Source organism: Dysgonomonas gadei ATCC BAA-286, from assembly GCF_000213555.1.
In the GTDB taxonomy this organism is placed as follows: domain Bacteria; phylum Bacteroidota; class Bacteroidia; order Bacteroidales; family Dysgonomonadaceae; genus Dysgonomonas; species Dysgonomonas gadei.
Genome location: NZ_GL891985.1, coordinates 158,627 through 182,670, shown reverse-complemented (window position 1 = coordinate 182,670; position 24,044 = coordinate 158,627). Strand labels below are relative to the sequence as shown.

Sequence of the window (24,044 nt, the reverse complement as noted above, 5' to 3'; positions counted from 1 at the left end):
AAGAATGTCATATCCTATGCTGAAATTACCTTATTTCTTTTGTGATATTCTGTAAATTATCTCGTGTAATATTATACTTTACTGTAAATGTACAAAAGAAAAGAAAAAGATAAAATGTTTTCTTACTTTTGTATATTCATCAGATTTTGCGGATGGGAAAGGAGTCTTCAAGTTTTAGTATTTGGAAAATACTTGTGCCTACATTTATAGGTATGGGGGTTATCATCTATATGTTCAGCCGTGAATTTAATCTGGAAGATCTCAGGCAAATCACAATTACGGAACATACTGTTTTCTGGATTTTTGTTGCTTTCTGTTTTATGCTGGGGCGCGATACGGGCTTTGTAATCCGTTACCGTTACCTTACAGAAAAGCAATTGTCGTGGAAACAATGCATCAAAGTTACCCTGTTGGCTGAGTTTGGAACAGCTGTCACCCCTTCCGTAGTAGGGGGTTCGAGTATGGCTGTATTATTTCTGGCAAAAGAGAAAATTCCCGTCGGGCGCAGTACGGCAATGGTATTTGTGACTTTGCTGCTCGATGAGATGTTTTTCGTAGTCACCTTTCCTATACTTCTTATATTTATCCCTTTCCATAACCTGTTTGCCGACAATACGGCATTGGGTTCGGGGGTGTTGGTGCTTTTCATTGTTGCCTATATTATCAAGATGCTTCTGTGTACACTGTTGATAGTGGGGCTGTTTTTCAGGCCTCAGGCTATCCGCTGGCTGATAATAAAGATATTCAGGCTACCATTCCTTCGTCGTTGGCACAAAAGTGCGGCTAAAGCCGGAGATGACCTTATTATAAGTTCAAGGGAGATTAGAGGTAAGACGCTGTCGTATTGGTTTCCGCTGATAATGGCTACCATCTTGTCGTGGAGTTCACGTTATCTGGTAGTGAATGCTATTTTTATGGCATTCTTTCAGGTACATGATAATCTGTTGATTTTTGCCCGCCAGTTTGTTATGTGGGTTGTTATGGTGGTCAGTCCCACTCCTGGAGGAAGCGGGTTTACGGAATTTATATTCAAACAGTACCTGAGCGAATTTATTCCGTTGGCAGGTGTAGTACCTGTTATAATCCTGCTGTGGCGGCTACTTACTTATTACAATTACCTGTTTGTAGGTGCCGTAATTGTACCGGGATGGGTGAAGAAATCGTTTGGAAAGAAAGAGGATTAACTATATGAGCAACAGAAGGAACAGATCGACCAGAGGAATATTCACACTATGTTTAATTGCCGCATTGCTTTATATATCTTACCAGCGATTCTGGTATACGGAGGAAGAAAAGATAACGATGTTTTATGAAGATAACAGATTCTCTTTCGAATTGCTAAAAGATAAGATATCGACATCGAGTGAAGATGAAGATCTCAGTATAATAGACTCGTTGAAAAAGAAATTGTCGGTGCGAAGATATTGGATAACATATGATACGGATGACACTGCAATAATTCATCTGAATGTCGATTTCGAGAATTATATTGCTCCATTCGAATATTGGTATTGTGTAAAAGGCCTTAAAGAATCAGAAAATAAAGAAGGTCTGGCCTTAAAGAAACTGAATGACAACTGGGGTATATTCAGATGATATGAAAAGGAGTCTTTATATATTATTTTCCTTGCTTTGCTTTATCGGTAGTCTCAATGCGCAGACTGTTGATACTATTGAGGTATTCAGTAAAAAGATGGGAAGGGACATAAAGAATCTTGTCATTCTTCCTGCCGGATATAACAGGCAGGACACCATAAAATATCCGGTACTGTATCTTCTTCATGGTGTACAGGCCGATCATATCTCATGGACAAAGGTAATAAGGAAAGAATTGCCTGACGACGCAACCAAATATAATATGATAATCGTATGCCCCAACGGGGAAAATAGCTGGTATCTCGATAGCCCGGTAAATCCTGCTTCACAATTCGAAACATACATAACAGAGGAACTGGTAGAGTCGATAGACAATAAATACAAAACAATACCTTCATCCCCGGCTCGTGCTATATCGGGATTCAGTATGGGCGGTTACGGGGCTTTGCGTCTGGCTATCCTTCATCCCGGTGTTTTCGGTGTATGTGGGTCTATGAGTGGCGCTGTGGATTTCCGTCCCTTCCCAAAGGTGTATAAACTGAGTAGCCAGTTGGGTGGTTATGCCACAAATAAAAAACGATGGGATGAATGTGTGATTATTAATATGCTGGGAAAACTAAAGCCGGATGTTTTATCTGTAATCATAAATTGCGGATCTGAAGATGGATTTCTGAAAGTAAACGAACAACTTCATCAGGCAATGCTACATAAAGGGATAGAGCACCAATATATTGTAGAATCCGGAGGACATGACCGTAAATACTGGAATAAAGCTATTGTAAAACAGCTACAGTTTTTCTCCGACTTTTTTAATAAGAGCAACTTATAAACCTAATAACTAAATGATCTGACAAAATGAAAAAACTATTTACAACTTTGACTTTGCTGGTGGCTATAACATGCCTGCCATTGTTTTCGCAAACAGTAGATACCATTCAGGTATTCAGCCCTAAAATGAATAAGACTATCAAAAATGTAGTTGTTCTGCCGGAAGGATATGACAAGAGTAATCCCGCGAAGTACCCGGTTCTTTACCTTTTGCATGGCTATGGAGGACAATATGACACGTGGGTAAACGGTACTAAAAAGAGTTTGCCTCAGGATGCTACGCGTTGGCAGATGATCGTGGTTTGTCCCGACGGGCAGAATAGTTGGTACTGGGATAGCCCTGTTGATCCGTCAATGCAATTTGAAACATATGTAAGCTCCGAGTTGATTAAGTATATAGATGAACATTACAATACTGTAGCTTCCCCAAAAGGGCGTGCTGTAACGGGTTTCAGTATGGGTGGTCATGGCGGCTTGTGGCTTGGGATCAATCATAGTGATATGTTTGGTGCATGCGGTTCTATGAGCGGAGGGGTAGATATCCGTCCTTTTCCCAACAATTGGGAAATGAAAAGCTGGCTTGGAAAATATAAAGAGAATGAAGGGCAATGGAATGAACATACTGTTATAGACCAATTGTATAAGATAGAGCCGAACTCACTGGCCATAATAATAGACTGTGGGGTGAATGACTTTTTTTATAATGTAAATGAAGAACTGCATAAGAAAATGTTATATATGAATATTCCTCACGATTATATTATACGTCCGGGAGCACATACACATGACTACTGGAACAATGCCGTAGATTATCAAATGATGTTTTTTTCAAAGTTCTTTGGACGGAAATAACTATCTTTGAGCTTTAATCATATCAAATCGCAAAAGATTGGGATGAAAGATGTAATTATAGTCGACAGGCAGGATATCACACGTGTGGGGATAGAAACCCTTATAAGTGATACCAACAAGGCATCATCTGTTCAGGTCGCCGACAGTAAGGGCGATCTGGTGAAGATGCTTACAGCTACCCCCGATGCAGTTGTGATACTGGATTATACCCTCTCCGATTTTGGGAGTGTAGACGAACTGCTAAATGTAGGGTATAGATTTTCACAGTCCCGTTGGCTATTGTTTTCCGAAGAGTTGAGTTATGACTTTCTCCGTCGCCTGATTATGAGCAGTGAGTCGTTTAGTATTGTCCTGAAGTCATGCGAACTGGATGAGATAAATATGGGTTTGCTGCATATATTCCGTGGCGAACGTTTTATCTGCGGACGTGTTACAAACCAGCTTTTGCAAAGCCAGAAGCCTGTGATCGAATCACTGGATCATATTCTTACTGTTACAGAGAAAGAGATTCTCAAGGAGATAGCATTGGGACGGACGACGAAAGAAATAGCATCGAACCGTAATCTTAGCTTTCATACGATCATCACTCACCGTAAAAATATCTTCCGTAAGTTGGAAGTAAACAATGTGCACGAGGCTATTAAGTATGCTATGCGTGCCGGACTGGTAGACCTCGCCGAATATTATATCTAGTCGAAGGAAAGATAAGGTGTAAGCCTTTTGATGTCATCGTCGGTAAATTCTTCGAGCAAACGCAGGCGTTTTAGTGATTCTATCCTGCCTTTCCGCTCTCTGATATCTGCAATGACTCTGGCTTGCTTGTAATCTATATAGGGATGCCTGTTCAATTCGTTGAAGTCAGCCGAGTTGACTTTTATTTTCTCTATCTGTGGAACAAGCACAATATACGGCGTGATCTTGTCATATAATTCATTATCCAGTCCCCAGACCTCTTTCAGTTGAGTGATATCCGCAAAGCCACCTAACAGATTACGATACTTGACTATCCGTTTTGCGAATCCGGTCCCTATCCCGGGTATCTTTTTCAGCGATGCGGTGTCGGCAGTATTGAGTTCCACGGTTCCCCCTGTCTCTAGTTTCTTCTGATAGGGATAGTCCGATGCTTTATCCTTATTTTGCTTAGAAAAAGTAGGAATTGTATTGCTATATGGAGTATTAGTATTTGTAGTTACTCGCACACTGGAAGGTTCAGCTTCTTCTTTATTTGCCTTTTGTTGTGGTCTGGTAAAGATATATATCCCTCCGGTGAGTGTGATAAGGACGAGTAGTAATATAATTGCAACTCTGTCCCGTTTCTGAAAGTATAAGTAGTCTTTCCAGTTCATCAAGGTTATTTTTTAATTTAGAATACCAAAAATAATAAAAAAAGTCTACGGATATGGATACCGTAGACTTTCCTTAAACTTTATATGTTGGATATATTATAATCCTTTTTCGCTCAGATATCTTTCAGCTTCTATCGCTGCCTGACATCCTGTGCCTGCGGCAGTAATAGCCTGACGATAGTGAGGATCGGCAACATCACCCGCTGCAAATACTCCTTCTATGCATGTTTTTGGTGTACCGGGTTCCGTGAGGATATAGCCTACTGAGTCGAGGTTAAGTTGGTCTTTAAATATGTCTGTATTGGGTTTGTGACCAATGGCAAGGAAGAATCCGTCGATCTTGATATCGAATTTTTCTTCGTTAGCTTCTCCCTGATGTTTCACGATATGGGCTCCTTCAACGCCGTTCTCACCGAATAGTCCTACTGCATTACACTCAAACAGAACCTCTATCTTAGGATTCTGCATTGCCCTGTCCTGCATTACTTTCGATGCGCGGAGATAAGGTTTGCGTACAACCAGATAAACTTTTTCCGCCAGTCCGGCCAGATATATAGCTTCTTCGCAAGCTGTGTCGCCACCACCTACTACGGCTACCACTTTTTTGCGGTAGAAGAATCCGTCGCATGTTGCGCACGCTGAAACTCCCATTCCTGCATATTTTGTTTCATCAGGTAATCCGAGATATTTAGCACTGGCTCCGGTAGCGATAATTACAGTATCGGTTTCTATCACTTTCTCTCCATCGATAGTTACTTTACGGGGATAACTGGTGAAATCTACAGATGTGGCAATACCAAAACGTATGTCAGCGCCAAAACGTGTAGCCTGCTTTTTCAAATCTTCCATCAGTTCGGGGCCTGTGATGCCTTCCGGATAACCGGGAAAATTCTCAACCTCGGTAGTTGTTGTCAACTGTCCTCCGGGTTGTATTCCTTCGTAAAGTACAGGTGATAGGTTTGCTCTTGATGCATAAATAGCAGCAGTATATCCTGCAGGACCTGAACCGATAATCAGGCAACGTACTTTTTCGTTCATGTTGTGAGATTTATATGTTTTGTTTATATTTAGTGCAAATATATAGAAAATATTTATTGGTCCAAAGCTTATCTATTTCATATTTTTTATAGTATGATAAACAGAATCTATCTATCGTAGATCAACTACCTCGGCCCTGGGAAAGTCCTTTTTATTGAAATGAAATACATCGTCGGTCAGGTTGCTCCCGGCCTGATAACTCTTAATCGTGAGTATGTTTTCTATCCCTGCTTTATCGGTTACTGTGATCTTTGAGAAGATATTGCTTGCTTTATCTATCAATACGGCTATTTTAGTAAAATCTCCACCCTTTTTCTGAGGTATTAGCTCTACTTCATATAATGATTTGCCGTTTATCCTTTTTTCTCCTTTATATGACAGGTTGAATCCTTTCTTATATATATTGAATAACACCGAAGGGCTGATTGCCTGTAACTCTTCTCCTGTAGGATTGCTTATGTTTACCTCCTCGGTATCTTTTATATATACCCATTGAGTTGTTCCATCAAACCACGTGATGGCATCAGGAATTTCTATCTTGAATTTATTACCCTTCATAAAGGCTTTACCATCGTAGCTGTGAACCGACCGGGCTTTTGTATCTTTCGAATCCAGTGTGAAATTCGCTGTAACAGCACCTGATTTATTATATGTCTCGGATGCTTTGTCTAAAATCTCACGGGCATTTTGTGCTGATAATCCGGCTGTGAATGTGATAAGGATAAATAATGCGAATAATTTGATTTTCATTTCTTGTTTTGTTTAGTATACAAATATAGACAATTAATAAACAGAAAAGTTTAAAAAATGGTGAAAGCAAATTAGGAACTGTAATTAAAATGTTTTGGTAAAATTTAAACAGGCTCTAAGAATGTTTCACTTACATCTCATATAAAAAGTTACAAAAGTTACACTTTTACATAAATTTCTAAGAAGCTGTTTTCAAAAATTGTTTCCTGTACTGTGCATTTCTTTGCGATTTGCCACCACTCAATATTTTCATATTCTTCTTCATATTTTCCACACTGTTTTTCTTCTTTTGAGACAGACTATTTTCCGAAGTAATGAATGGTTGCGGCTCTTGCATATTATCTGTTTCTTCGGGCAAGGGCTTGTCGGCAGCTATGGAGGCGTTGTGTGCAGCGACTTGTGGTTCTACTATTTCAACATCCTTTATTGCAGATTCCCGTTTGCAAACCTTATCTTTTATACTTTTATCGGCTCTGTCGAGAATCATTTTTATAGTCCTCAGGTCGGGCAGGTATTCTTTTTTGTGCACGGTTTTCGATTTAAACACCATTTCCTCGGGGTCGGCTTCGTTAGGGGTATATGTGTCTTTTTCTTCAACAAGGGTATGGCGTTCGAGCCGTTGCTTGATAGACGAATATGCCATAGATAGCAATACTTCGTTACGATAACTCATTGCATCTTCAACATCTTTATCGAAGTCGGGATTTTCACGTTTCCATTTGTAGAAGGTATTTCTGCTGATTCCTGTCGCTTTACAGATATCGGACACACTGCACAGTTCTTCCGCCATCAATGAAGTAATTCTTTCCGCCAATTCCTGATTATACTTTGCCATGATACTGAAATATTTAAATAGTTATTAATATAGCTTTCAGTATAGATAATCGGTAAAGAAAATAATGGAATAAATTAAGTTAAATAATGTTGTTCTTATTTTCGACCATATTTTTTGTCTTTATGTAAGTGATATTTTGCATAACTATTAATGCGAATCGGTAGTTGAGATTTAATGTTCCTTTTTGTATAGCTACTATCCCTATTTATTATTTGATACCTTAGTCTATTACTGCCGCGCCCTCCCGGGCTTGTCCTTACTTTTGGCATTGCCCAAAAGTAAGCAAAAAGCTAGCGCTTCGTCCCTCGGCGACCCACAACCGTTTTGCCGGCTGAAAGTGACGAACGGGCTATCGCCCAGTCCCTTTCTACGCCGTCTGCACCGTGTGGGTACCCCGCCTGCGTCACTAATGCGCGAGGGCTGACGCACGTGGGGCTAACGCCTGAAGAACCTTTGTCCTGTCGTCGCATCGCGATTCCGGCCTCGTCCCACAGGCGGGGTACCCAATCCGTAAAGCGGAGGTGGAGAGCAAAATAGGGTAGCTGTTATGCTAAGATGATAATTAGGCTAAAGATGACTCCGTATTATTTTGCTCCACCGCAGCTACGGTTTTGGGTCGCCGGAGGGATGCAGCCTTGATTTTTTGTTTCGTTTTGCATCAAGGCAAAATGAAAGCCAAGCCCGGGAGGGCGCGGCAGTAATAGACTAAGGTATCAAATAATAAATAGGGATAGTAGCTATACAAAAAGGAACATTAAATCTCAACTACTGACTAGCATTATCCTCTAATTAAATGCATTTAATTTCTGCTCCAGACTATATTCATCAGCAATCAGTACATCACGGGCCTTACTGCCTTGTGTAGGGCCTACGATACCTGCAGCTTCAAGCTGGTCCATAAGGCGTCCGGCACGGTTGTATCCGATAGAGAATTTCCGTTGTATAAGTGAGGTTGAACCTTGTTGGTGTACGACTATCAGACGCGCCGCCTCGTCAAACAACGGGTCGCGGTCGTTAAGGTCTATATTTCCAATCTTATCATCCCCGCCTTCACCCACATACTCAGGTAATTCGAATGCGTGTGAATATCCCTGTTGATTACCAATGTACTGAGCTATTCCTTCTACCTCCGGAGTGTCTACAAAGGCACATTGAATGCGGACCAGATCACTCCCCTGTGAGAATAGTAAGTCTCCCCGTCCTATCAGTTGGTTTGCACCCGACATATCCAGAATAGTACGTGAGTCTATCTGCGATGTTACACGGAATGCCATACGTGCAGGGAAGTTAGCCTTTATTGTACCCGTGATGATGTTTGTAGTCGGGCGTTGAGTGGCAATGACCATATGCATACCTACTGCACGTGCTTTCTGTGCAATACGGGCGATAGGCATTTCTATTTCTTTTCCGGCGGTCATTATCAGGTCTCCAAACTCGTCTATGATGATAACGAGATATGGCAGGAAGCGGTGGCCTTTCAACGGGTTCAAACGGCGCTTACGAAATTTTTCGTTATATTCTTTTATGTTACGTACTCCGGCATTCATCAGCAATTCGTAACGGTCGTCCATCTCCTTTGTCAGTGAGTTGAGAGTCTGGGTTACTTTGGTTACATCCGTGATAATGGCCTTTTCCGCATCGGGCAACTTTGCCAGATAATGCTTTTCTATTGTAGAATAGATGTTGAACTCCACCATCTTAGGGTCTACGAGTACCATCTTCATTTCGGCCGGATGCTTTTTGTACAGCAGGGATGTGATAATCGCATTCAGCCCTACCGATTTTCCTTGTCCTGTAGCTCCCGCAACCAGTAAGTGTGGCATTTTGCAGAGGTCGAACATGAATATTTCGTTTGTGATGGTCTTTCCCAGAGCAACAGGCAGGTCGTAAGTGCATTCCTGAAATCTGCGGGAGGCAATCACCGACTGCATGGATACGATTTGTGCGTCTTTGTTTGGTACTTCTATCCCGATTGTGCCTTTACCCGGCATTGGAGCTATGATACGGATACCTAGTGCTGATAAACTCAAAGCTATATCATCTTCCAGATTACGGATTTTCGAAATTCGCACTCCGGCTTTCGGCACTATCTCATATAATGTGATTGTAGGGCCTACGGTTGCTTTGATAGAGGTGATCTCTATGCCATAATTTTGCAGGGTAGTTATAATCTTGCTCTTATTGGCATTCTGTTCTTCCATATCCACCCCTTTACCTGTGGTATCATATATTTTCAATAGTTCCGTGGACGGGAAATGAAAGTTAGACAGGTCTTTTGTCGGGTCATAATCCTCCATTTCTTCACCTTCAGGTAATATGTCGGTTTCTCCATCGAGGGCCGGTAAAATAGGTTCAGCTGGTTTTGGAGGTTGCGAATCCGCATTTCTAACAGGTTGAATAAACTCTTCATCCTTTGGTACAACAATTTCAAAGTCCTGATCTACTTTTACAGTTGTCGAAGTCTTTTTCGGCTTTGTATTTTCTATCGGAAGTATTTCTGTATCTTCTTCAAGGATATCTTTATTAGCCTCTTCTTCTATAGCCTTGTCTTCTTTTTTCCTTTTAAAGAAGCTAAACCAGCTTTTCTTTTCTTTGGCGGGTTCTTCTTCCTCTATTTCTTCGTCATAGAAATTCTCAAGTTCGGGATCTATATCCTGTGCCGAATTATTTTTCAATGGATTTCTAAACAATCCGCGGAAGAACTCCATGGACGCCTTTTTCGTGATAATAAGAAATATAATCAGGAGTAAGACGATGATCATCAATACTCCGGGTATTCCCAGTGCGGCTTCCAGGGTTTGTTCAATGTATTGCCCGTGTGCGCCGCCCCATATAATATGACTGTCGGGGAAAATACGTGATAAGGTAAAGGCGCTTGTTATAGAACCCCAGATCATCGCAAAGGCCAGAAGCAGGAATGTACGGATGGCGGAGATGTTTATTACCCGCATCAGTTTAAGTCCCATCAGTATAAAATAGACAGGGATAAGTAATGAAAAAATGCCGAACCACTGGTTTATAAATTTCTCTGCAACAAAAGCACCCGCAACACCCGTCCAGTTAGCAATCTGCTGTTTATGGGATATAAGGTCGAAGAAATATCTGTTTACAACCTTGCTCTGGTCTGCAGCTCCGGTGACGAAGAATGACACCTGCCCCAGTAATATATATGCTCCGATAAATGCAAGGCACACGCCTAACAGGAACCTGGTACGTTCTTTTTTTATAAACTCTAAAAATCGAGAGCCTTTACTTGGGGCTTTCTTTTTCTGGACTGTCTTTTTAGCCATATGGTGAAGTGAGACGAATACTCTTTATCTCTTTAATTTTTGTAATGATATAAAACACAAATATAACGCTTTTTTAGAAAGGAACGTCGCAGGCTTTTTTTATCTTTTGTAAAAGAATTTAAAAAGGAATAATACAAAAATTATAATATTCCCTACTTTTTTATTAAAAAAGCGAATTGAAATTAAACCTTTTCTAATTAATCAAGTCAGACTTGTCAGGTAAATAAAAATTAGATATAAGGAAATAATGAAAAGGAATATTCCCCTGCTTCTATTTTTGTGCATGCTTTTTCAGTTAAATGCACAATCTCAGACGGTAAATATAACAGGGACCGTATTTGATGACGGTACCAAAGAGGAAATTGAATTGGCGAGCATCCGTGTTCTGAACGCTAAAGATAGTGCTTATGTGACAGGTGCCGCTACGAATGCAACAGGAAAATTCAGTGTTGCTGTAAAACCGGGGAACTATCTGGTTCATGTTTCGTTCTTAGGGTATCTTGAGCAATATTTTCAGGTGAGTACAAAAACAAAAACTGCAATAGGAAATGTATATCTGAAAGAGGATGGCATTTTGCTGAGTGAAGCCACAGTAGAAGCTAAAGCTCCTGAAATAATTATAAAAGGGGATACGGCAGAATATAATGCAGCAGCATATAAGGTGCAGGAAAGTGCAGTATTGGGAGACCTTATAAAGAAAATACCCGGAGCAGAAATCGACTCGGATGGCAAAATAACCATAAACGGAAAAGATATAACCAAAATCCTTGTAGATGGAAAAGAATTTTTCAGTGAAGATCCTAAGACCGCATCAGAGAATTTACCGGCCAAGATGGTAGAGAAGTTGCAGGTATTGGATCAAAAGTCGGATATGGCTCAGATTACAGGTTTTGATGACGGAGAAGAACAAACTGTGATAAATCTGGTAGTAAAACAAGGAATGAAAGAAGGAGTTATGGGTAGTGTATCGGGAGGATACGGAAACAAAGACCGCTATGAAGCAAACGGATTTGTCAATGTAGCCAGGGGGGACAATCGTCTCTCGGCGTTGGGCAATTTCAATAATAATAACAATGCCGGCGGTGGCGGTGGTGGCGGACGTGGCTGGGGTAATAACAGAGGACTCACTGAGACCACAATGGGTGGGGTCAATGTTGCTATGGAGCCTTCCAAGAAATTTAAGTATGATGGTGATGCCCAGTACCGGGGTACGGATAATACAGTGGAAACAACCAGTAATACAACGTATACGGGTAGTGATATGATTGAAAATGGAGTGTCTTCGCGGAATAGCGTTAATAAAAATATGAATACCCGCTTCAAATTCGAATGGACACCCGACAGCCTTACTAATATTATATTCCGCCCCAATATTTCTTATTCCAAATCAAATCAGTTTTCTATGAGTAAGTCGGAGCGTACGAGCGCTTCTAATGAAATAGATAACTTTTCCACTAGTTCTGAATCGTCATCGGATGGCCATACGCTCCGGCTGGATGGAAATCTGTTAATAAACAGAAAGTTGAACAGTAAAGGACGCTCTGTTACCGTAGAACTATCAGGAGGGTTATCGGACGGAGATACCGATGGTATAACATATTCGAAAACCGATTATTCTAATGATCCAACCAGGTCCAGGATACAGGATCAGGTATACAATCAAAAAAATAATAGTAACAATTGGCGTGCCCGTATGTCATACCTGGAACCTGTGGGACGGAATAATTTCCTTGAACTGGCCTATAACATAAGGAATACTCATTCCGAGACAGACAAGAAGACTTACGAAAAAGATGCTTCGGGGAAATATACAGTTATAGCAGAAGACTATACACGCAATACAAAGAATGACTTTCTGAATCAGAATATATCATTAAACTTTCAGGCTCACAGACAAAAGTATAATTATACAGTAGGTGTAGGATTGGAACCATCCCGTTCACAGACTTCGGTAGTGGAGCCGGGTGAGAAAGAAAATAAAGACAGGGCCCGGAATTTTGTGAACTTTGCCCCAAGGCTGGAATTTAATTACCTTTGGGATAGACGCCATAACCTCCGGATCAGGTATAACGGACAAACAGGACAGGCTTCTACCGACCAGTTGTTCGATGGTATTCTTTCTCAGAGTGCGACCGATACCACCCGGGGTAACCCTAATTTGAAACCGAGCTTTGAACACCGGTTAAATATACGTTACCAGAAGTATATACAGGAAAAAGCATCGTCCATAATGAGTTTTGCCGATGTCAGGTACACAATGAATGCCATTGCCAGCATTACACGTATCGGGGCGGGTAATAGCCGGAATACCACATATGAGAATATCGATGGCAATATGACAGGACGGCTTATGGTCATGTATAATACACCACTGAGAAACAAGCGTTTTTCTATCAATACACGTACATTCGGTAACTATAACCGTGATAATACATTTATTTCGGACCGTAACGGAGGTGACCCTCAGAAGAATACAGCTAATACATATAGCATCAGTGAAGGCCTTGGATTAAAGTTCAACTCTGATAAATTCCAGTTTAATATCAGGGGTAATATTGCTTATGAGAATACCAGAAACTCCTTAGCATCCACTGAGAATGAATCGCTTAATAATCAGGAGATTTACAACTATGGCGGTGGTGGTGATTTTTCCTGGTATCTGCCATACAATTTTGTCCTTGAAAGCGATTTGAACTATTCATCCAATTCGGGATATACCGGAGGTTATCAGGAAAATTCATGGATATGGAATGCTTCTCTGGCTAAAGAATTTAATATAAAAATAAAGAAAGAGTCAGGGACAGTCAACCTTCCGGCTACTCTACGCTTTAAGATATATGATATACTTCAGGATCAGAGCAACATCTCCCGTAGTTCGAATGCCAACAATATAACTTATAGTACTTATAATACAATCAGCAGTTATTTCATGGTTGGGCTTACTATTCGTTTCCAATCCTTTAAAGGCGGGGCGAAGAGCAGTGATATGGAAGGTCCCGGAGGTGGACGACGATTTGGTCCCGGTGGAGGAGGCAGGGGACCCGGTGGTCCGATGTTCTAACAATATAATTGAATCCGTAACAAATGTTGCGGATTTTTTAGTTATAATATTTTTCTATCTTGCATATATAATACCTATATCTAGGTATTGATGCTTTTTTATATACCTAATAATGGTGATTGTCCGGAAAGTCCGATTTCTTTAGCTTTGCACCTCAACTAAAAAGCTATTTATCATTACACCGCAAATTAATGCGTAACAGTTATTCGTTAACAGTCAGTAAGTTTGGTTTATTGATTGTAACCGTTTTATATCTGGGGTCTATCAATTTCTTTCATCATATCCATAAGATTGATGATACGATGATCCTCCATTCGCATCCCTATAAAAAAGGGTGTGATGGAAAACCGGCGCATACCCATACAAAAACAGAATTACAATTAATACAACATTTATCGGCATTTGAAATAATAGACTTATCCGCATCTATTATTGATTTAAGTATTCCTTTTGTTAAACCGGTCATACTTCTTGCAAATTCGGGTGCCGTACTCCATTTTCAGTATCAACGAGGATGTTTTCTGCTGCGTCCTCCACCTTTCTTATAATCCGGCATCCGGAACCAGACTTTACTTTTACAGATACTGATTAATTAAAAATAAAAGATGAAAAAACATATAATAGTATTATTTATACTAATACTGTCTGCAGGAGTAATGCAGGCTAATCTGGTGCGTACCGACGCCAATATTTTCGGACATGTGGTTAATAGTAAGACGGGACAACATATTTCGTATATCAATATTATCCTTAAAAATACAACCATAGGAGTTGCTACAGATGCAAGCGGGCATTATGCACTAAAGAACTTACCCGAAGGAACGTTTACTGTTGTTGCTGAAGGTATCGGCTTCAAGCCACAGGAAAAAGAAATAGAACTAAAGCGTGGGAAATCGTTAGAAGTGAACTTTGAAATAGAAGAAGACGCACTGAATCTTAACGAAGTTGTTGTCACTGCAGGCCGTACTTCTCAAAAAAGGGCCGAAGCCCCTGTGATAGTAAATACCATCAGTACCAAAATGCTGGAAACAACCCAGTCAGTCGTATTAGGAGAAGGTTTGAATTACTGTACCGGCTTACGTTATGAAAACGACTGTCAGAATTGTGGCTTTTCTCAAATACGTATGAATGGTATGGAAGGCCCTTATTCTCAGATACTGATAAATAGCCGCCCTATATTTAGCGGGCTTGCCGGAGTTTATGGTTTGGAACTGATTCCGGCTAATATGCTGGAACGTATAGAAGTTGTACGTGGCGGAGGTTCGGTACTTTACGGGTCGAATGCCATTGCCGGAACAATCAATCTGATACTGAAAGACCCGAAAACGAATTCATTCGAAGCCGGATTTAATACTTCATTGATAGGTACGGGGTTAAGTGGTTCCAATGGCCCGGCAGCCGATTATAATGCAACCATGAACGCTACTCTGGTTACAGAAGACCATAAGACCGGAATTTCGGTATTCGGCAATATGCGTGACCGTAAAATGTTTGATGCTAATGATGATAGTTTTTCAGAAATAGCACCAATGAAGAATACCGTTATCGGTACCCGTATATTTCACCGTCCCGGATACAGGAGCAAAATAAGCCTCGACTTCTTTAATATCCGAGAACAACGCAAAGGGGGTAATAAGCAGGACTATCCGGACCATGAACGGGATATCTCGGAATCGGTAAAACATGATATGGTGACAGGAGCATTGACTTATGAACAATATCTGCGTGAGAGCGACCTGCTTACCGTATTTGCTTCGGGACAGTATCTGGACAGAGACTCATATTACGGGGCTAACCAGTCGTTAAGCGACTATGGCAACACAAAAGATAAAACATTTAATATAGGCGCTCAATATAAGGCTTCGATAAATGATATTTCGACTATTATAGGGGGTGTTGAACATACCGGATCACATCTGACAGACAAGAAGCTGGGGTATCCTGAATACAAGGTGAATGATGATGGTGAAATAGAAACAACGCATGTTCCCAATCGTATCGTATCCGACCAGTCGCTTACTACCACCGGTGCTTTTGCTCAATATGAGATAAAGGTGGGAAAGGCAAAATTTCTTGCCGGCGCACGTGTAGAGCATTATTCTATCAACGATAAACAGACTGATAGCGACAAATCGGGAACTGTCCTTGTACCCAGGGCAAGTGTGATGTATGATCTTACAGATTATCTGCAAACGCGCCTTGGTTTCTCGAGAGGCTACCGTGCTCCGCAAATATTCGATGAGGATCTTCATATAGAGACATCGGGTTCGCGTCAGGTTATAAATAAGAATGATCCGGACCTGAAACAGGAAAACAGTTCCAGTTTGACTTTGTCTTTTGATTTCAATAAGAAACTGGGAAGCGTCAATACCAATATCCTGATAGAAGGCTTTTACAATAAATTGCATAATCCTTTCAGGAATGAAATAGGTGAGCCGGATGAGAATGGTACAGTGATCTATACCCGTATCAATTCAAAAGACGGGGCGTCGGTACAAGGTTTGAATCTGGAATTGAAAGTAATGCCGTCAGATAAGCTGAGTGCGAGTGCCGGATTTACGATTCAATCAAGTAAATATAAGACAGCTGAGGAGACTTTTGGAGAAAAGAACTTTTTCAGGACTCCGGATACATATGGTTTCTTTACTGTGGACTGGGAGTTTGCCCGCAACTTCGGCGTGTCTGCAACAGGTAATTATACAGGCAGGATGCTGGTTCCCTATTTTGGAGTTGGTTTGCCGGAGGGAGATGCCCGCGATGCCGGGGAACTGCGCAAATCAAAAACATTTTTCGATGCCGGTCTTAAGTTTCATTACGATATGAAGATAACAGGTGGTGTGACAGTTGAATGGTTTGCCGGCATGAAGAATATATTCAATTCTTATCAAAAGGATTTTGATAAAGGTATTGACCGGGACCCTTCTTATATTTACGGACCAAGTTTGCCTCGTACTGTGTTTCTTGGATTTAAAATCGGTAATTTACTATAACCAGTATATATTTAAATGAAAATAAGGTTGCTCCATATGGGCAACCTTATCTTTTTATTTTCGAACAACCTTATTTCTGAGTAAGTAGTTCGTTTTTGATTTTGTTATCTACTATTTCTCGTTTTATTGACAGGAACTCATTGCTATCGTTATATATGTATGTGTAAATATCCGATTTATTAGCCCAGTCTTTTTTCTTGTTATTCCATTGTGTGAAAGTTATCATACTGGCTCTGCCCGCTTTGTTATATCTATATTCAAATTTAGCAAGATTTACCCATCCGCCTTTATCATTCCATTTTTGTATTGTTCTATCAAGAAGTCTACCTTTTTCGTCGTAGAAATAGGAGGTTTTTCTTAAAGGGATGGAAGTCTTGTCATCAAGCGTAACATATTCTTTCTTTACCCCGGATCCATTATTTTCCACATTGCTGTAAGTTATTACGTCTTTAGCACTAAGATTCATTATTGAAACTAATACTGCGAATAGTGAAGTTAAAATAGTTGTTTTCATAATTGTATGTTTTTATAGTTATAATTTGTATCTCTTATTTACAATATAATATGCCAATTCTGTGCCAAAAGAATTTATTTTCTTATATTCAACGCTTTACGCAAATGCGTGTGTTTTGTACTGTAAATATTTTTTACATAAGTGTCCATTTTTGATACAATTCAACATTTTTTCTGTCCGGGAAATAAATGAAATAAATAAGGCCACCTTCTCAGGCAGCCTTATTTTGTTGTTGTTTTAATCCTAACTTATTTTTGGGTAATGAAGTTATTATCGTTATTCGCCATGTTTTGTATATTGATTTGTTCTATAGAGAGAAGTTCATCATTTTCATCATATATGTGGGCAATGAAAGATGATTTGTCTGCCCAGTTGCTCGTTTCTTTATTCCATTCAGTGTAAGTCAGACCTGATATTTTGTTTGCACTTGTGTATTGATACTCATATTTAGCAGTGTTTACCCATCCTTTTCCGTCGTTCCATACACTTATGGTTTTTTCAGTTATGTTGCCTTTTCTGTCATAGAGGTAGCATCCTTTGCTTTCGGGTTTCGAAGTTTCTTTGTTTATAGTAACATATTCTTTCTTTACCCCGGATTCATTATTCTCTACATTGCTGTAAGTTATTACATTTTTAGCACTTAGGTTCATTGTTGAAACTAACACTGCAAATACTGAAGTTATAATAGTTGTTTTCATAATTGTATTATTTATTGGTTGTTGTGATTACTATATTTATCCGGATATATAATCCGTCGTATTTACTTTTGAGAAATTAAGTTGAAGGTGGTCTTATTCTCTACTTGGATCTGCTTTGTAGTCAGAAATTCGTCTTTATCGTTATATATATGAACGGTAATGTCGGATTTATCGGACCATCTTTCATTGTCTTTGTCCCATTTTGTATATGCCACATAAGCCACCTTGTTTGCTTCTCCGTATTGATAAGAGTATGTCGCGAAATTTTCCCATCCGGTATTATCATTCCATATGCTTATTGTCTTTTCTACGATGTTGCCGTTTTGGTCGTAGTGGTAGTATTCTTTGCTTTCGGGTTTTGAAGTTTCTTTATTGATAGAAACATATTCTTTCTTTACTCCAAACTCTCCGCTTTCTACATTGCTGTAAGTCATTACATTCCTTGCGCTGAGATTCATTGTTGAAACTAATACCGCAAATACTGAAGTTAGGATTGTTGCTTTCATAATTGTATGCTTTAAGTTATTTGTTTATTATTTTATTAGTGTATTAGATTACTAGTACACTGCAAATCTAAGTTGTATTTTTGAACTGACAAAACTTTTTAATAACTTTTTTTATTTAAAATGAAAAATATCCCTCAAAGATCTGATAGTTAGTGAATTGTATTTTGTGTTTTGTTTTAACCTTAAACATTCGGTAAGTCGCCAGTGAAAAATAGGGGAGAGGCCTTATTGCAGGCAAATAATATATTGATGCGAATTAGTGATTGAGTTACTATGATATTCAAAGATTATTTTTATCCTTTTGATATATAAATCAAAAGAACAAAGACACTTTATTCTTCGGTCTGTCTGTCGGTTGGATAAAGTATAACCTGTATTTATAGATTGTGACGTTCTGTAATGGATGTTGAAGATTTTCTGAAATTAGTATACAGATTACATCATCATTGCAAGCCCTGTATTTCCTGATTGCGGGCCTGTATTTCCAGCGGAGGGATTTGTCGTTGCAATTGCTCCTGTTTCTTTTCCAAATCGGTGATTTCCGTAGCCATCGTGCGTTTTGCTTCCTGCGAAGACTTACTGTAGGTACTTCTCAGATTATCCAGCTTCTCGGATACAGACCTCAAATCTGATTTCATCTGCACTACCCGGAAATATGTATCGCGGGCGGTTTTATTTTTAAAGTCGGCAAGTTTGTAATATGTATTTTCGTCATTGATTACGAATTCAAAGTCGCGTATCACTTTCACCTCTTCTTTAGGCGCTTTACGGGCAAGAGCGATTAGTTGCGAATAATTTTGTCCTTTCAGCCATGTATCTTTTATAGATGTGATACGAGCCCTGCCGGCCATATATTTTTCATCGTCGCTTTCTACGATTTTCACGGTCTTGTTCGGAATAAAGGTATAGATACATACCCTACCTTCGGGTTGGAACCTGTCGGAAGCAAACCATCCTATCCCTTTCTCTTCATCCACAACCATCATATAATCATTGTAAAGAGAGTTGAATGGCATATTCAGGCGTTCGGGTGCAAGATAGGTATCGTTATTCATATTGTATCGCGAAACAAACAGATCGTATCCTCCCAGGCTGTCATAATCCTTTGCTGCGAAATAAATAGTAACCCCGTCAGCCATTACGTAAGGATAATTAAGGTCGCCTGTCAGGTTGAAGTTGGTAGCCGAGAGTTTCTTCTCATTGCCGTACTTGTCCAATAATTTCTCCATCGAATATAAAGTATACGAACCGTTCTTCTCAGGTTGCGCATAATATATCTTCGTTTCCTTTTCATTAAAATAGACAGTAGATTCTACCCGTTTATTGGAAGTGAAAACCTTATCAAAATAATCGAGGCGTCCCGAGCTGTGACTCAGCCTGTAGGCTGACAGGAAACTAGCTTTATCCACTACTACACTGTCTATTATCTGTATATCTTCAGTGTTGGAAACCACACGGTTCAGACGCGACATCTCTTTGCGCTTCTCTTCGAGGCGGGCACGCGCTTCATCATCTTTCTTTTTCAACATAGATTCATACTTATTGAAAGCTTCGCCAGCTTCGGCAAACCGGAACTCGTCAGTGTACAGTTGTCCAAGATAATAGAACGAATCCTGTATCCTTTTTTGTGATGCAAGCAACAGGCTTTTTTCTGCCTGTACACGGTCGCCTCCTGTTTCGAACAGGCATACTCCATACCAGTGGTTGATATTAGCGTCGTTGGGCTTAGCCGCATATTCCGTTTCGAATACCGGCAGAGCCTTTGCGTATTCTCCTTTCAGGTAGAGGTCTTTTGCTTCCGCCAATGTTTGGGAAAATACAACAGGTAAGCAACAGAAGGAAAGCACTATATAAATAAATACCGATTTCATAAATTGACTACTGATTATTAATGGTTTCAAAGATAAGCATTTAAAATTATAAGATATTATAAGTGGCGAATAGAATTTAACAACACATTCTTAGAGCCTGTTTAAATTTTAATGATATTCTCATGTTTTTAGCTATCAAAATAATAAAATGAGTCCGCGGTCTTTGTTATCAAAATTTGAGTTATTTTTGCGTCGCAAAATATTAACGCTATACAATTATGAATCTTGCCGGCTTATATACAATATTATTATTGATCGTATCTAATGTGTTTATGACCTTCGCCTGGTACGGGCATCTGAAAATGAAAGAATATTCTTGGTTTGCCGCACTCCCGCTTTTAGGTGTGATACTTATCAGTTGGGGTATCGCATTTTTCGAATACTGTTTTCAGGTTCCGGCAAACCGTTTGGGCTTCCAGGGCAACGGAGGGCCTTTTTCACTGATGCAGCTCAAAATTATACAGGAAGTTATTACCCTTACCGTTTTCGTTCTTTTCAGCACACTGGCGTTTAAGACCGAAACTTTCAGATGGAACCATATACTGGCTTTTGTCTTCCTTATTGCGGCGGTATATCTTGTTTTTAAGAAATAGATTCAATCCGATCTCTTATTACGCAGGATAGACAGTACAACCACAACACCCATAATACCGGAGACAACGAACCCGAGAAATCCCAGTATTGATACTCCCCATGCAGTGGGCGGCATATCTGCCAGCACCAGTATGGCCGATCCGATTGTCGATGCCGATATAATCATGGCCACTACCAGATGACTGATTGTATTCCGTATATCATTAAGGCCCCGTAGCTTGTGCGTAATCTCCAGTTCATTATTATTCACTTTTTGCACCAGTGTGTGGATATCTTCGGGTAACTCTTCCAGCCTGTCGCCCATATCATACAGCTTATCCAGTACTTTATTTGTCAGGTGCTTAGGTGTAAGCCTTTGTTTCATCAGCTTTATGCCATAAGGCTTTACGTTTTCTATAATATTGGTATCTATGCCAAGCTCGCGGCCAATACCTTCGAGAAGAATAATTCCCCTTACCAGCAAATAAATATATTCGGGCAGGATCGTCTGGTTCTCATTTAGTAGTTTTGAGACGGTTTTTGCCAGTTCCGCCAGATTGAGTTCTTTTACGGAAACGTTATCCATAATATAGAGTAGCTCATACAAATCCCGCTCCAGCTGCGCCTCGTTCTTTATACTATACTTTACAGCGACTTTCTTTATTACCCTTATAAGCCGTTTTACGTCTTTGTGCAAGGCATAAATGACGAAATCGCCCAGATATTCTTTATCCTTCGGCAACATCTTACCGACCGAACCGTAATCTATAAAGGCTATCTGCCCTGTAGGCAAAACGAAGATATTTCCGGAATGAGGGTCGGCATGAAAGAAACCATAGTCGATAATTTGCTTCAGATATAAATCTACAACCGTTTCTGCTATTAGTCTCATATCCAGTCCGCTCTGCAGAATTGTCTCCTTGTCCGATATTTTTATCCCCTCAATAAATTCCATACACAAGATATTGCTGTTGGAAAGTTCCTTATAAGTAAGGGGTATATAGATAGCATCATTTCCCTTAAAATTATTCCTGAACTTTTCTATATTAGCCAACTCCTGAGTAAAAGACAATTCGGCGATCACGGATTTCTCGAATGTACACACAATATTGTATAAACCGACTTTGCGTGCGGCATCATAATACTTTTCAAAGATGCGTGCCAGATCTTTCATTATAAGGATATCGGCCTCTATCTTTTCCCTGATTCCTTTTCTCTTTACCTTGATCACCACTTTTTTCTGCCCTTCTTTAAGTCCTGCGGTATATACCTGCGAAAGTGAGGCCGCGGCAATGGGATCGGTATCGATAAATTCAAATATCCCGTCAGGTTCTAAAGATAATTCTTCTTTTAATGTTTCATATATGTCTATATCTTTCACCTGTACCTGATCTTGCAGTTTCTGTAATTCTATAGTCAATTCTTCGGGTAACAGGTCGTCACGATTGCTCATTAACTGTCCCAATTTTATATAGGCCGGACCTAATTCCTCCAGTACCATCCTTATCCGTTCATAGATGCTAAGCGAAAAAGTCTCCTTTCGCTTTTCGCTGTGCTCTATATATGCATCAGGGATCAGCTTTTTAATATCGGTTTGTGTGACAAGCGTCTCGAACCCGTATTTTGAAAGGATGGCTGCTACCTGCGCAGTTCTTTTTATTTTTTTTATATTATCCATAAATAGAGAAACTTAGACTGGTGAAAATACAGCCTCTAAGTTAATAAGTTATTTTTTAGAAAGCGGTTTCTTTAAAAAAGGAATAAGGTCAAAAATGTGAAAACAGGGAATTGTATTCTTTAGCCGTATAGTGTTAAAATCTGACACATCTGACACTTTTTCGTTTTTTTGTTTTGTCACGTTCAGTTGTCCACTCAAAAAAGGTAACAAAGGTAACAGATATATCAGTTAACAGTCAGCAGTTAATAATGTTGCGCTTGGTTATACTGAAGTGAGATTCATAACTCATTATCTTATTTATATTTATTAACCGTATTTCGTTAAAACCTGACACATCTGACAGTTTTTTTACCGTTTTTATCTTATTTATTTTACATTCATTAACTGTATGTAGTTAAAAGGTAACAAAAGTAACAGTGTTTTGCATTCTTTTGTAGGGGCGGAATATCTTCCGCCCGCAGACCTTTTCTATTTCGGGCGGAAGATATTCCGCCCCTACGGTTTCCCAAAAGGTAACAAAGGTAACACGGAAAACAATTAATAATTAAGAATGAAAGATCAAGAACCAACGGTCGAAGCTAATTAGCTTTTCACTCTCTCTGTAGCCTCCCCTTGGGGGTAGGGCTGTTAAGTTCTCTACTTTGTTCTGTTATTTTCTGCTGTCATCCTGAGTGGAACGAAGAGTCCCGACCCTTAAAAACGAGATGTTTCACTCCATTCAACATGACACAGAGGGTATAAAAAAATAGAACTTAATAGCCCTGCCCTTGGGGGAGGTTGGAGGGGCTATCAATACATCAAAGAGCTATAAGCTAACAGCTAAAGGCTATCAGCTACATACATAGATAAACTATTTCAAAAAAATTAAATTTCGAGGGTTTACCCTAAAAAGGAATTATATTTGCACCCAAATTAAAAATCTATGAAAAAAGATATACTTTGGAAAGTAAACAGTTTCGACGAGTTTACGATAAACGAATTATATGACATATTACATCTTCGGTGCAAGATATTCGTTGTAGAGCAGGATGCTCCTTACCTCGATCTGGACTATAAAGACCAGAAGGCGCTGCACCTGCATGGTTACGTCGATAATACACTGGTTGCCTATTGTCGCATATTCAAAGCCGGTGATTATTTCGACGAGGCCAGTATAGGGCGGGTAATTGTAGCAGAGGAATACAGGAAATACGGTTATGGAAAAGATCTGATGAAAAAGGCTATCGAACTGGAGGAGTCCGTATTCGGTGAAACAAAGATCACGATATCCGGGCAATTGTATCTGAAAAAGTTCTACGAGAGTCATGGTTTCAGGCAAACGAGCGAGATGTATCTCGAAGATGGCATACCGCATATAGAAATGAAGAAACAATAAAATCCTTACGAAAAATATTGGAATTTAATATTTTATCCCTAAATTTGCAGCCCGAAAATAGAAAGGAGGTTTAATGATCTTTTGAACAGAACATAATTAGTTTATAGTCAGATGCTGCTTGCAGAGCAGTGTTCAGAAGATTGTTATACATAAGCCGCCTATTATAAAAACGAATGAGGAAAGCTCTCCTCACTAATTAAATTGCATTAAACAAAACAAAAAATAAATAAAAAATAAAACGAC

20 protein-coding genes are annotated in these 24,044 nt (G+C 39.7%); 10 read left to right on the top strand and 10 right to left on the bottom strand.

Annotated features, from left to right (window positions below; genetic code table 11):
• Positions 1-194 precede the first annotated feature (194 nt).
• From HMPREF9455_RS13320 to HMPREF9455_RS13300, 5 genes are read left to right on the top strand one after another with little or no spacing between them, the layout of a single operon-like run.
• Positions 195-1,184 carry a lysylphosphatidylglycerol synthase transmembrane domain-containing protein gene (locus HMPREF9455_RS13320; protein WP_245532194.1) on the top strand — a complete coding sequence of 330 codons (990 nt, stop codon included), beginning with the start codon at positions 195-197 and terminating at the stop codon, positions 1,182-1,184.
• A 4-nt stretch (positions 1,185-1,188) separates the two neighbouring features.
• Entirely contained in the window at positions 1,189-1,596 is a 408-nt protein-coding gene (locus tag HMPREF9455_RS13315; protein WP_006800230.1) for a hypothetical protein, read from the top strand.
• 1 nt (position 1,597) lies between these two features.
• The gene (locus HMPREF9455_RS13310; RefSeq protein WP_044216320.1) at positions 1,598-2,425 is read left to right on the top strand and encodes an alpha/beta hydrolase; all 828 of its coding nucleotides are present in this window, start codon (positions 1,598-1,600) and stop codon (positions 2,423-2,425) included.
• A 26-nt stretch (positions 2,426-2,451) separates the two neighbouring features.
• On the top strand, positions 2,452-3,276 hold the full coding sequence (locus HMPREF9455_RS13305) for an alpha/beta hydrolase (protein ID WP_006800228.1): 825 nt from the start codon (positions 2,452-2,454) through the stop codon (positions 3,274-3,276).
• Positions 3,277-3,318: 42 nt separating this feature from the next.
• Entirely contained in the window at positions 3,319-3,969 is a 651-nt protein-coding gene (locus tag HMPREF9455_RS13300; RefSeq protein ID WP_006800227.1) for a helix-turn-helix transcriptional regulator, read from the top strand.
• On the opposite strand, the gene HMPREF9455_RS13295 is transcribed toward HMPREF9455_RS13300, so the two are convergent.
• The 5 genes from HMPREF9455_RS13295 to HMPREF9455_RS13275 form a co-directional block, all read right to left on the bottom strand.
• Positions 3,966-4,622, bottom strand: a complete 657-nt coding sequence (locus tag HMPREF9455_RS13295) for a helix-hairpin-helix domain-containing protein (protein WP_006800226.1) — start codon at positions 4,620-4,622, stop codon at positions 3,966-3,968. The genes HMPREF9455_RS13300 and HMPREF9455_RS13295 overlap by 4 nt on opposite strands.
• 96 nt (positions 4,623-4,718) lie before the next feature.
• On the bottom strand, positions 4,719-5,660 hold the full coding sequence (gene trxB, locus HMPREF9455_RS13290) for a thioredoxin-disulfide reductase (protein WP_006800225.1): 942 nt from the start codon (positions 5,658-5,660) through the stop codon (positions 4,719-4,721).
• A gap of 111 nt (positions 5,661-5,771) precedes the next feature.
• Positions 5,772-6,410: an outer membrane lipoprotein periplasmic chaperone LolA1 gene (lolA1, locus tag HMPREF9455_RS13285; RefSeq protein ID WP_006800224.1), complete on the bottom strand. Its 639-nt coding sequence runs from the start codon at positions 6,408-6,410 to the stop codon at positions 5,772-5,774.
• A gap of 178 nt (positions 6,411-6,588) precedes the next feature.
• On the bottom strand, positions 6,589-7,245 hold the full coding sequence (locus HMPREF9455_RS20750; protein WP_006800223.1) for a transposase: 657 nt from the start codon (positions 7,243-7,245) through the stop codon (positions 6,589-6,591).
• 785 nt (positions 7,246-8,030) lie between these two features.
• Positions 8,031-10,535: an FtsK/SpoIIIE family DNA translocase gene (locus tag HMPREF9455_RS13275; protein ID WP_006800222.1), complete on the bottom strand. Its 2,505-nt coding sequence runs from the start codon at positions 10,533-10,535 to the stop codon at positions 8,031-8,033.
• Between the two features lie 247 nt (positions 10,536-10,782).
• Here HMPREF9455_RS13275 and HMPREF9455_RS13270 point away from each other — a divergent pair, with 247 nt between their 5' ends.
• From HMPREF9455_RS13270 to HMPREF9455_RS13260, 3 genes are all read left to right on the top strand, one after another.
• Entirely contained in the window at positions 10,783-13,596 is a 2,814-nt protein-coding gene (locus HMPREF9455_RS13270; RefSeq protein ID WP_006800221.1) for a TonB-dependent receptor, read from the top strand.
• Positions 13,597-13,787: 191 nt separating this feature from the next.
• A complete protein-coding gene (locus HMPREF9455_RS13265) occupies positions 13,788-14,144 on the top strand; it encodes a hypothetical protein (RefSeq protein ID WP_052303092.1) in 357 nt (118 codons plus the stop codon).
• A gap of 57 nt (positions 14,145-14,201) precedes the next feature.
• Positions 14,202-16,586, top strand: a complete 2,385-nt coding sequence (locus HMPREF9455_RS13260; RefSeq protein ID WP_006800219.1) for a TonB-dependent receptor — start codon at positions 14,202-14,204, stop codon at positions 16,584-16,586.
• Between the two features lie 70 nt (positions 16,587-16,656).
• Here HMPREF9455_RS13260 and HMPREF9455_RS13255 read toward each other — a convergent pair whose 3' ends face one another.
• The 4 genes from HMPREF9455_RS13255 to HMPREF9455_RS13240 all read right to left on the bottom strand — a co-directional run bounded on the left by HMPREF9455_RS13255 (position 16,657) and on the right by HMPREF9455_RS13240 (position 20,175).
• Positions 16,657-17,100, bottom strand: coding sequence for a DUF3836 domain-containing protein (locus HMPREF9455_RS13255; protein ID WP_006800218.1), 444 nt, complete (start codon positions 17,098-17,100; stop codon positions 16,657-16,659).
• A 248-nt stretch (positions 17,101-17,348) separates the two neighbouring features.
• Positions 17,349-17,798, bottom strand: coding sequence for a DUF3836 domain-containing protein (locus HMPREF9455_RS13250; protein WP_006800217.1), 450 nt, complete (start codon positions 17,796-17,798; stop codon positions 17,349-17,351).
• 62 nt (positions 17,799-17,860) lie between these two features.
• Positions 17,861-18,304 (bottom strand): DUF3836 domain-containing protein, encoded by a 444-nt coding sequence (locus HMPREF9455_RS13245; RefSeq protein WP_006800216.1) that lies wholly within the window; start codon positions 18,302-18,304, stop codon positions 17,861-17,863.
• A 443-nt stretch (positions 18,305-18,747) separates the two neighbouring features.
• Positions 18,748-20,175, bottom strand: coding sequence for a tetratricopeptide repeat protein (locus HMPREF9455_RS13240; protein ID WP_006800215.1), 1,428 nt, complete (start codon positions 20,173-20,175; stop codon positions 18,748-18,750).
• A gap of 218 nt (positions 20,176-20,393) precedes the next feature.
• Between HMPREF9455_RS13240 and HMPREF9455_RS13235 the strand changes: the two genes are divergently transcribed.
• Positions 20,394-20,768, top strand: coding sequence for a DMT family protein (locus HMPREF9455_RS13235; protein WP_006800214.1), 375 nt, complete (start codon positions 20,394-20,396; stop codon positions 20,766-20,768).
• Positions 20,769-20,770: 2 nt separating this feature from the next.
• On the opposite strand, the gene HMPREF9455_RS13230 is transcribed toward HMPREF9455_RS13235, so the two are convergent.
• Entirely contained in the window at positions 20,771-22,426 is a 1,656-nt protein-coding gene (locus tag HMPREF9455_RS13230; RefSeq protein ID WP_006800213.1) for an ABC1 kinase family protein, read from the bottom strand.
• A gap of 922 nt (positions 22,427-23,348) precedes the next feature.
• On the opposite strand from HMPREF9455_RS13230, the gene HMPREF9455_RS13225 reads away from it, so the two are divergent.
• Positions 23,349-23,801 (top strand): GNAT family N-acetyltransferase, encoded by a 453-nt coding sequence (locus HMPREF9455_RS13225; protein WP_006800212.1) that lies wholly within the window; start codon positions 23,349-23,351, stop codon positions 23,799-23,801.
• The last annotated feature ends 243 nt before the right edge of the window (positions 23,802-24,044 follow it).

Coding starts and splice junctions, on each gene's coding strand:
- HMPREF9455_RS13230 (WP_006800213.1), bottom strand. CDS start 22,426: ATGGATAATATAAAAAAAATAAAAAGAACTGCGCAGGTAGCAGCCATC.
- HMPREF9455_RS13270 (WP_006800221.1), top strand. CDS start 10,783: ATGAAAAGGAATATTCCCCTGCTTCTATTTTTGTGCATGCTTTTTCAG.
- HMPREF9455_RS13235 (WP_006800214.1), top strand. CDS start 20,394: ATGAATCTTGCCGGCTTATATACAATATTATTATTGATCGTATCTAAT.
- HMPREF9455_RS13305 (WP_006800228.1), top strand. CDS start 2,452: ATGAAAAAACTATTTACAACTTTGACTTTGCTGGTGGCTATAACATGC.
- HMPREF9455_RS13255 (WP_006800218.1), bottom strand. CDS start 17,100: ATGAAAACAACTATTTTAACTTCACTATTCGCAGTATTAGTTTCAATA.
- HMPREF9455_RS13260 (WP_006800219.1), top strand. CDS start 14,202: ATGAAAAAACATATAATAGTATTATTTATACTAATACTGTCTGCAGGA.
- HMPREF9455_RS13225 (WP_006800212.1), top strand. CDS start 23,349: ATGAAAAAAGATATACTTTGGAAAGTAAACAGTTTCGACGAGTTTACG.
- HMPREF9455_RS13295 (WP_006800226.1), bottom strand. CDS start 4,622: ATGAACTGGAAAGACTACTTATACTTTCAGAAACGGGACAGAGTTGCA.
- HMPREF9455_RS20750 (WP_006800223.1), bottom strand. CDS start 7,245: ATGGCAAAGTATAATCAGGAATTGGCGGAAAGAATTACTTCATTGATG.
- HMPREF9455_RS13265 (WP_052303092.1), top strand. CDS start 13,788: ATGCGTAACAGTTATTCGTTAACAGTCAGTAAGTTTGGTTTATTGATT.
- HMPREF9455_RS13275 (WP_006800222.1), bottom strand. CDS start 10,535: ATGGCTAAAAAGACAGTCCAGAAAAAGAAAGCCCCAAGTAAAGGCTCT.
- HMPREF9455_RS13240 (WP_006800215.1), bottom strand. CDS start 20,175: ATGAAATCGGTATTTATTTATATAGTGCTTTCCTTCTGTTGCTTACCT.
- lolA1 (WP_006800224.1), bottom strand. CDS start 6,410: ATGAAAATCAAATTATTCGCATTATTTATCCTTATCACATTCACAGCC.
- HMPREF9455_RS13245 (WP_006800216.1), bottom strand. CDS start 18,304: ATGAAAGCAACAATCCTAACTTCAGTATTTGCGGTATTAGTTTCAACA.
- HMPREF9455_RS13250 (WP_006800217.1), bottom strand. CDS start 17,798: ATGAAAACAACTATTATAACTTCAGTATTTGCAGTGTTAGTTTCAACA.
- trxB (WP_006800225.1), bottom strand. CDS start 5,660: ATGAACGAAAAAGTACGTTGCCTGATTATCGGTTCAGGTCCTGCAGGA.
- HMPREF9455_RS13310 (WP_044216320.1), top strand. CDS start 1,598: ATGAAAAGGAGTCTTTATATATTATTTTCCTTGCTTTGCTTTATCGGT.
- HMPREF9455_RS13300 (WP_006800227.1), top strand. CDS start 3,319: ATGAAAGATGTAATTATAGTCGACAGGCAGGATATCACACGTGTGGGG.
- HMPREF9455_RS13315 (WP_006800230.1), top strand. CDS start 1,189: ATGAGCAACAGAAGGAACAGATCGACCAGAGGAATATTCACACTATGT.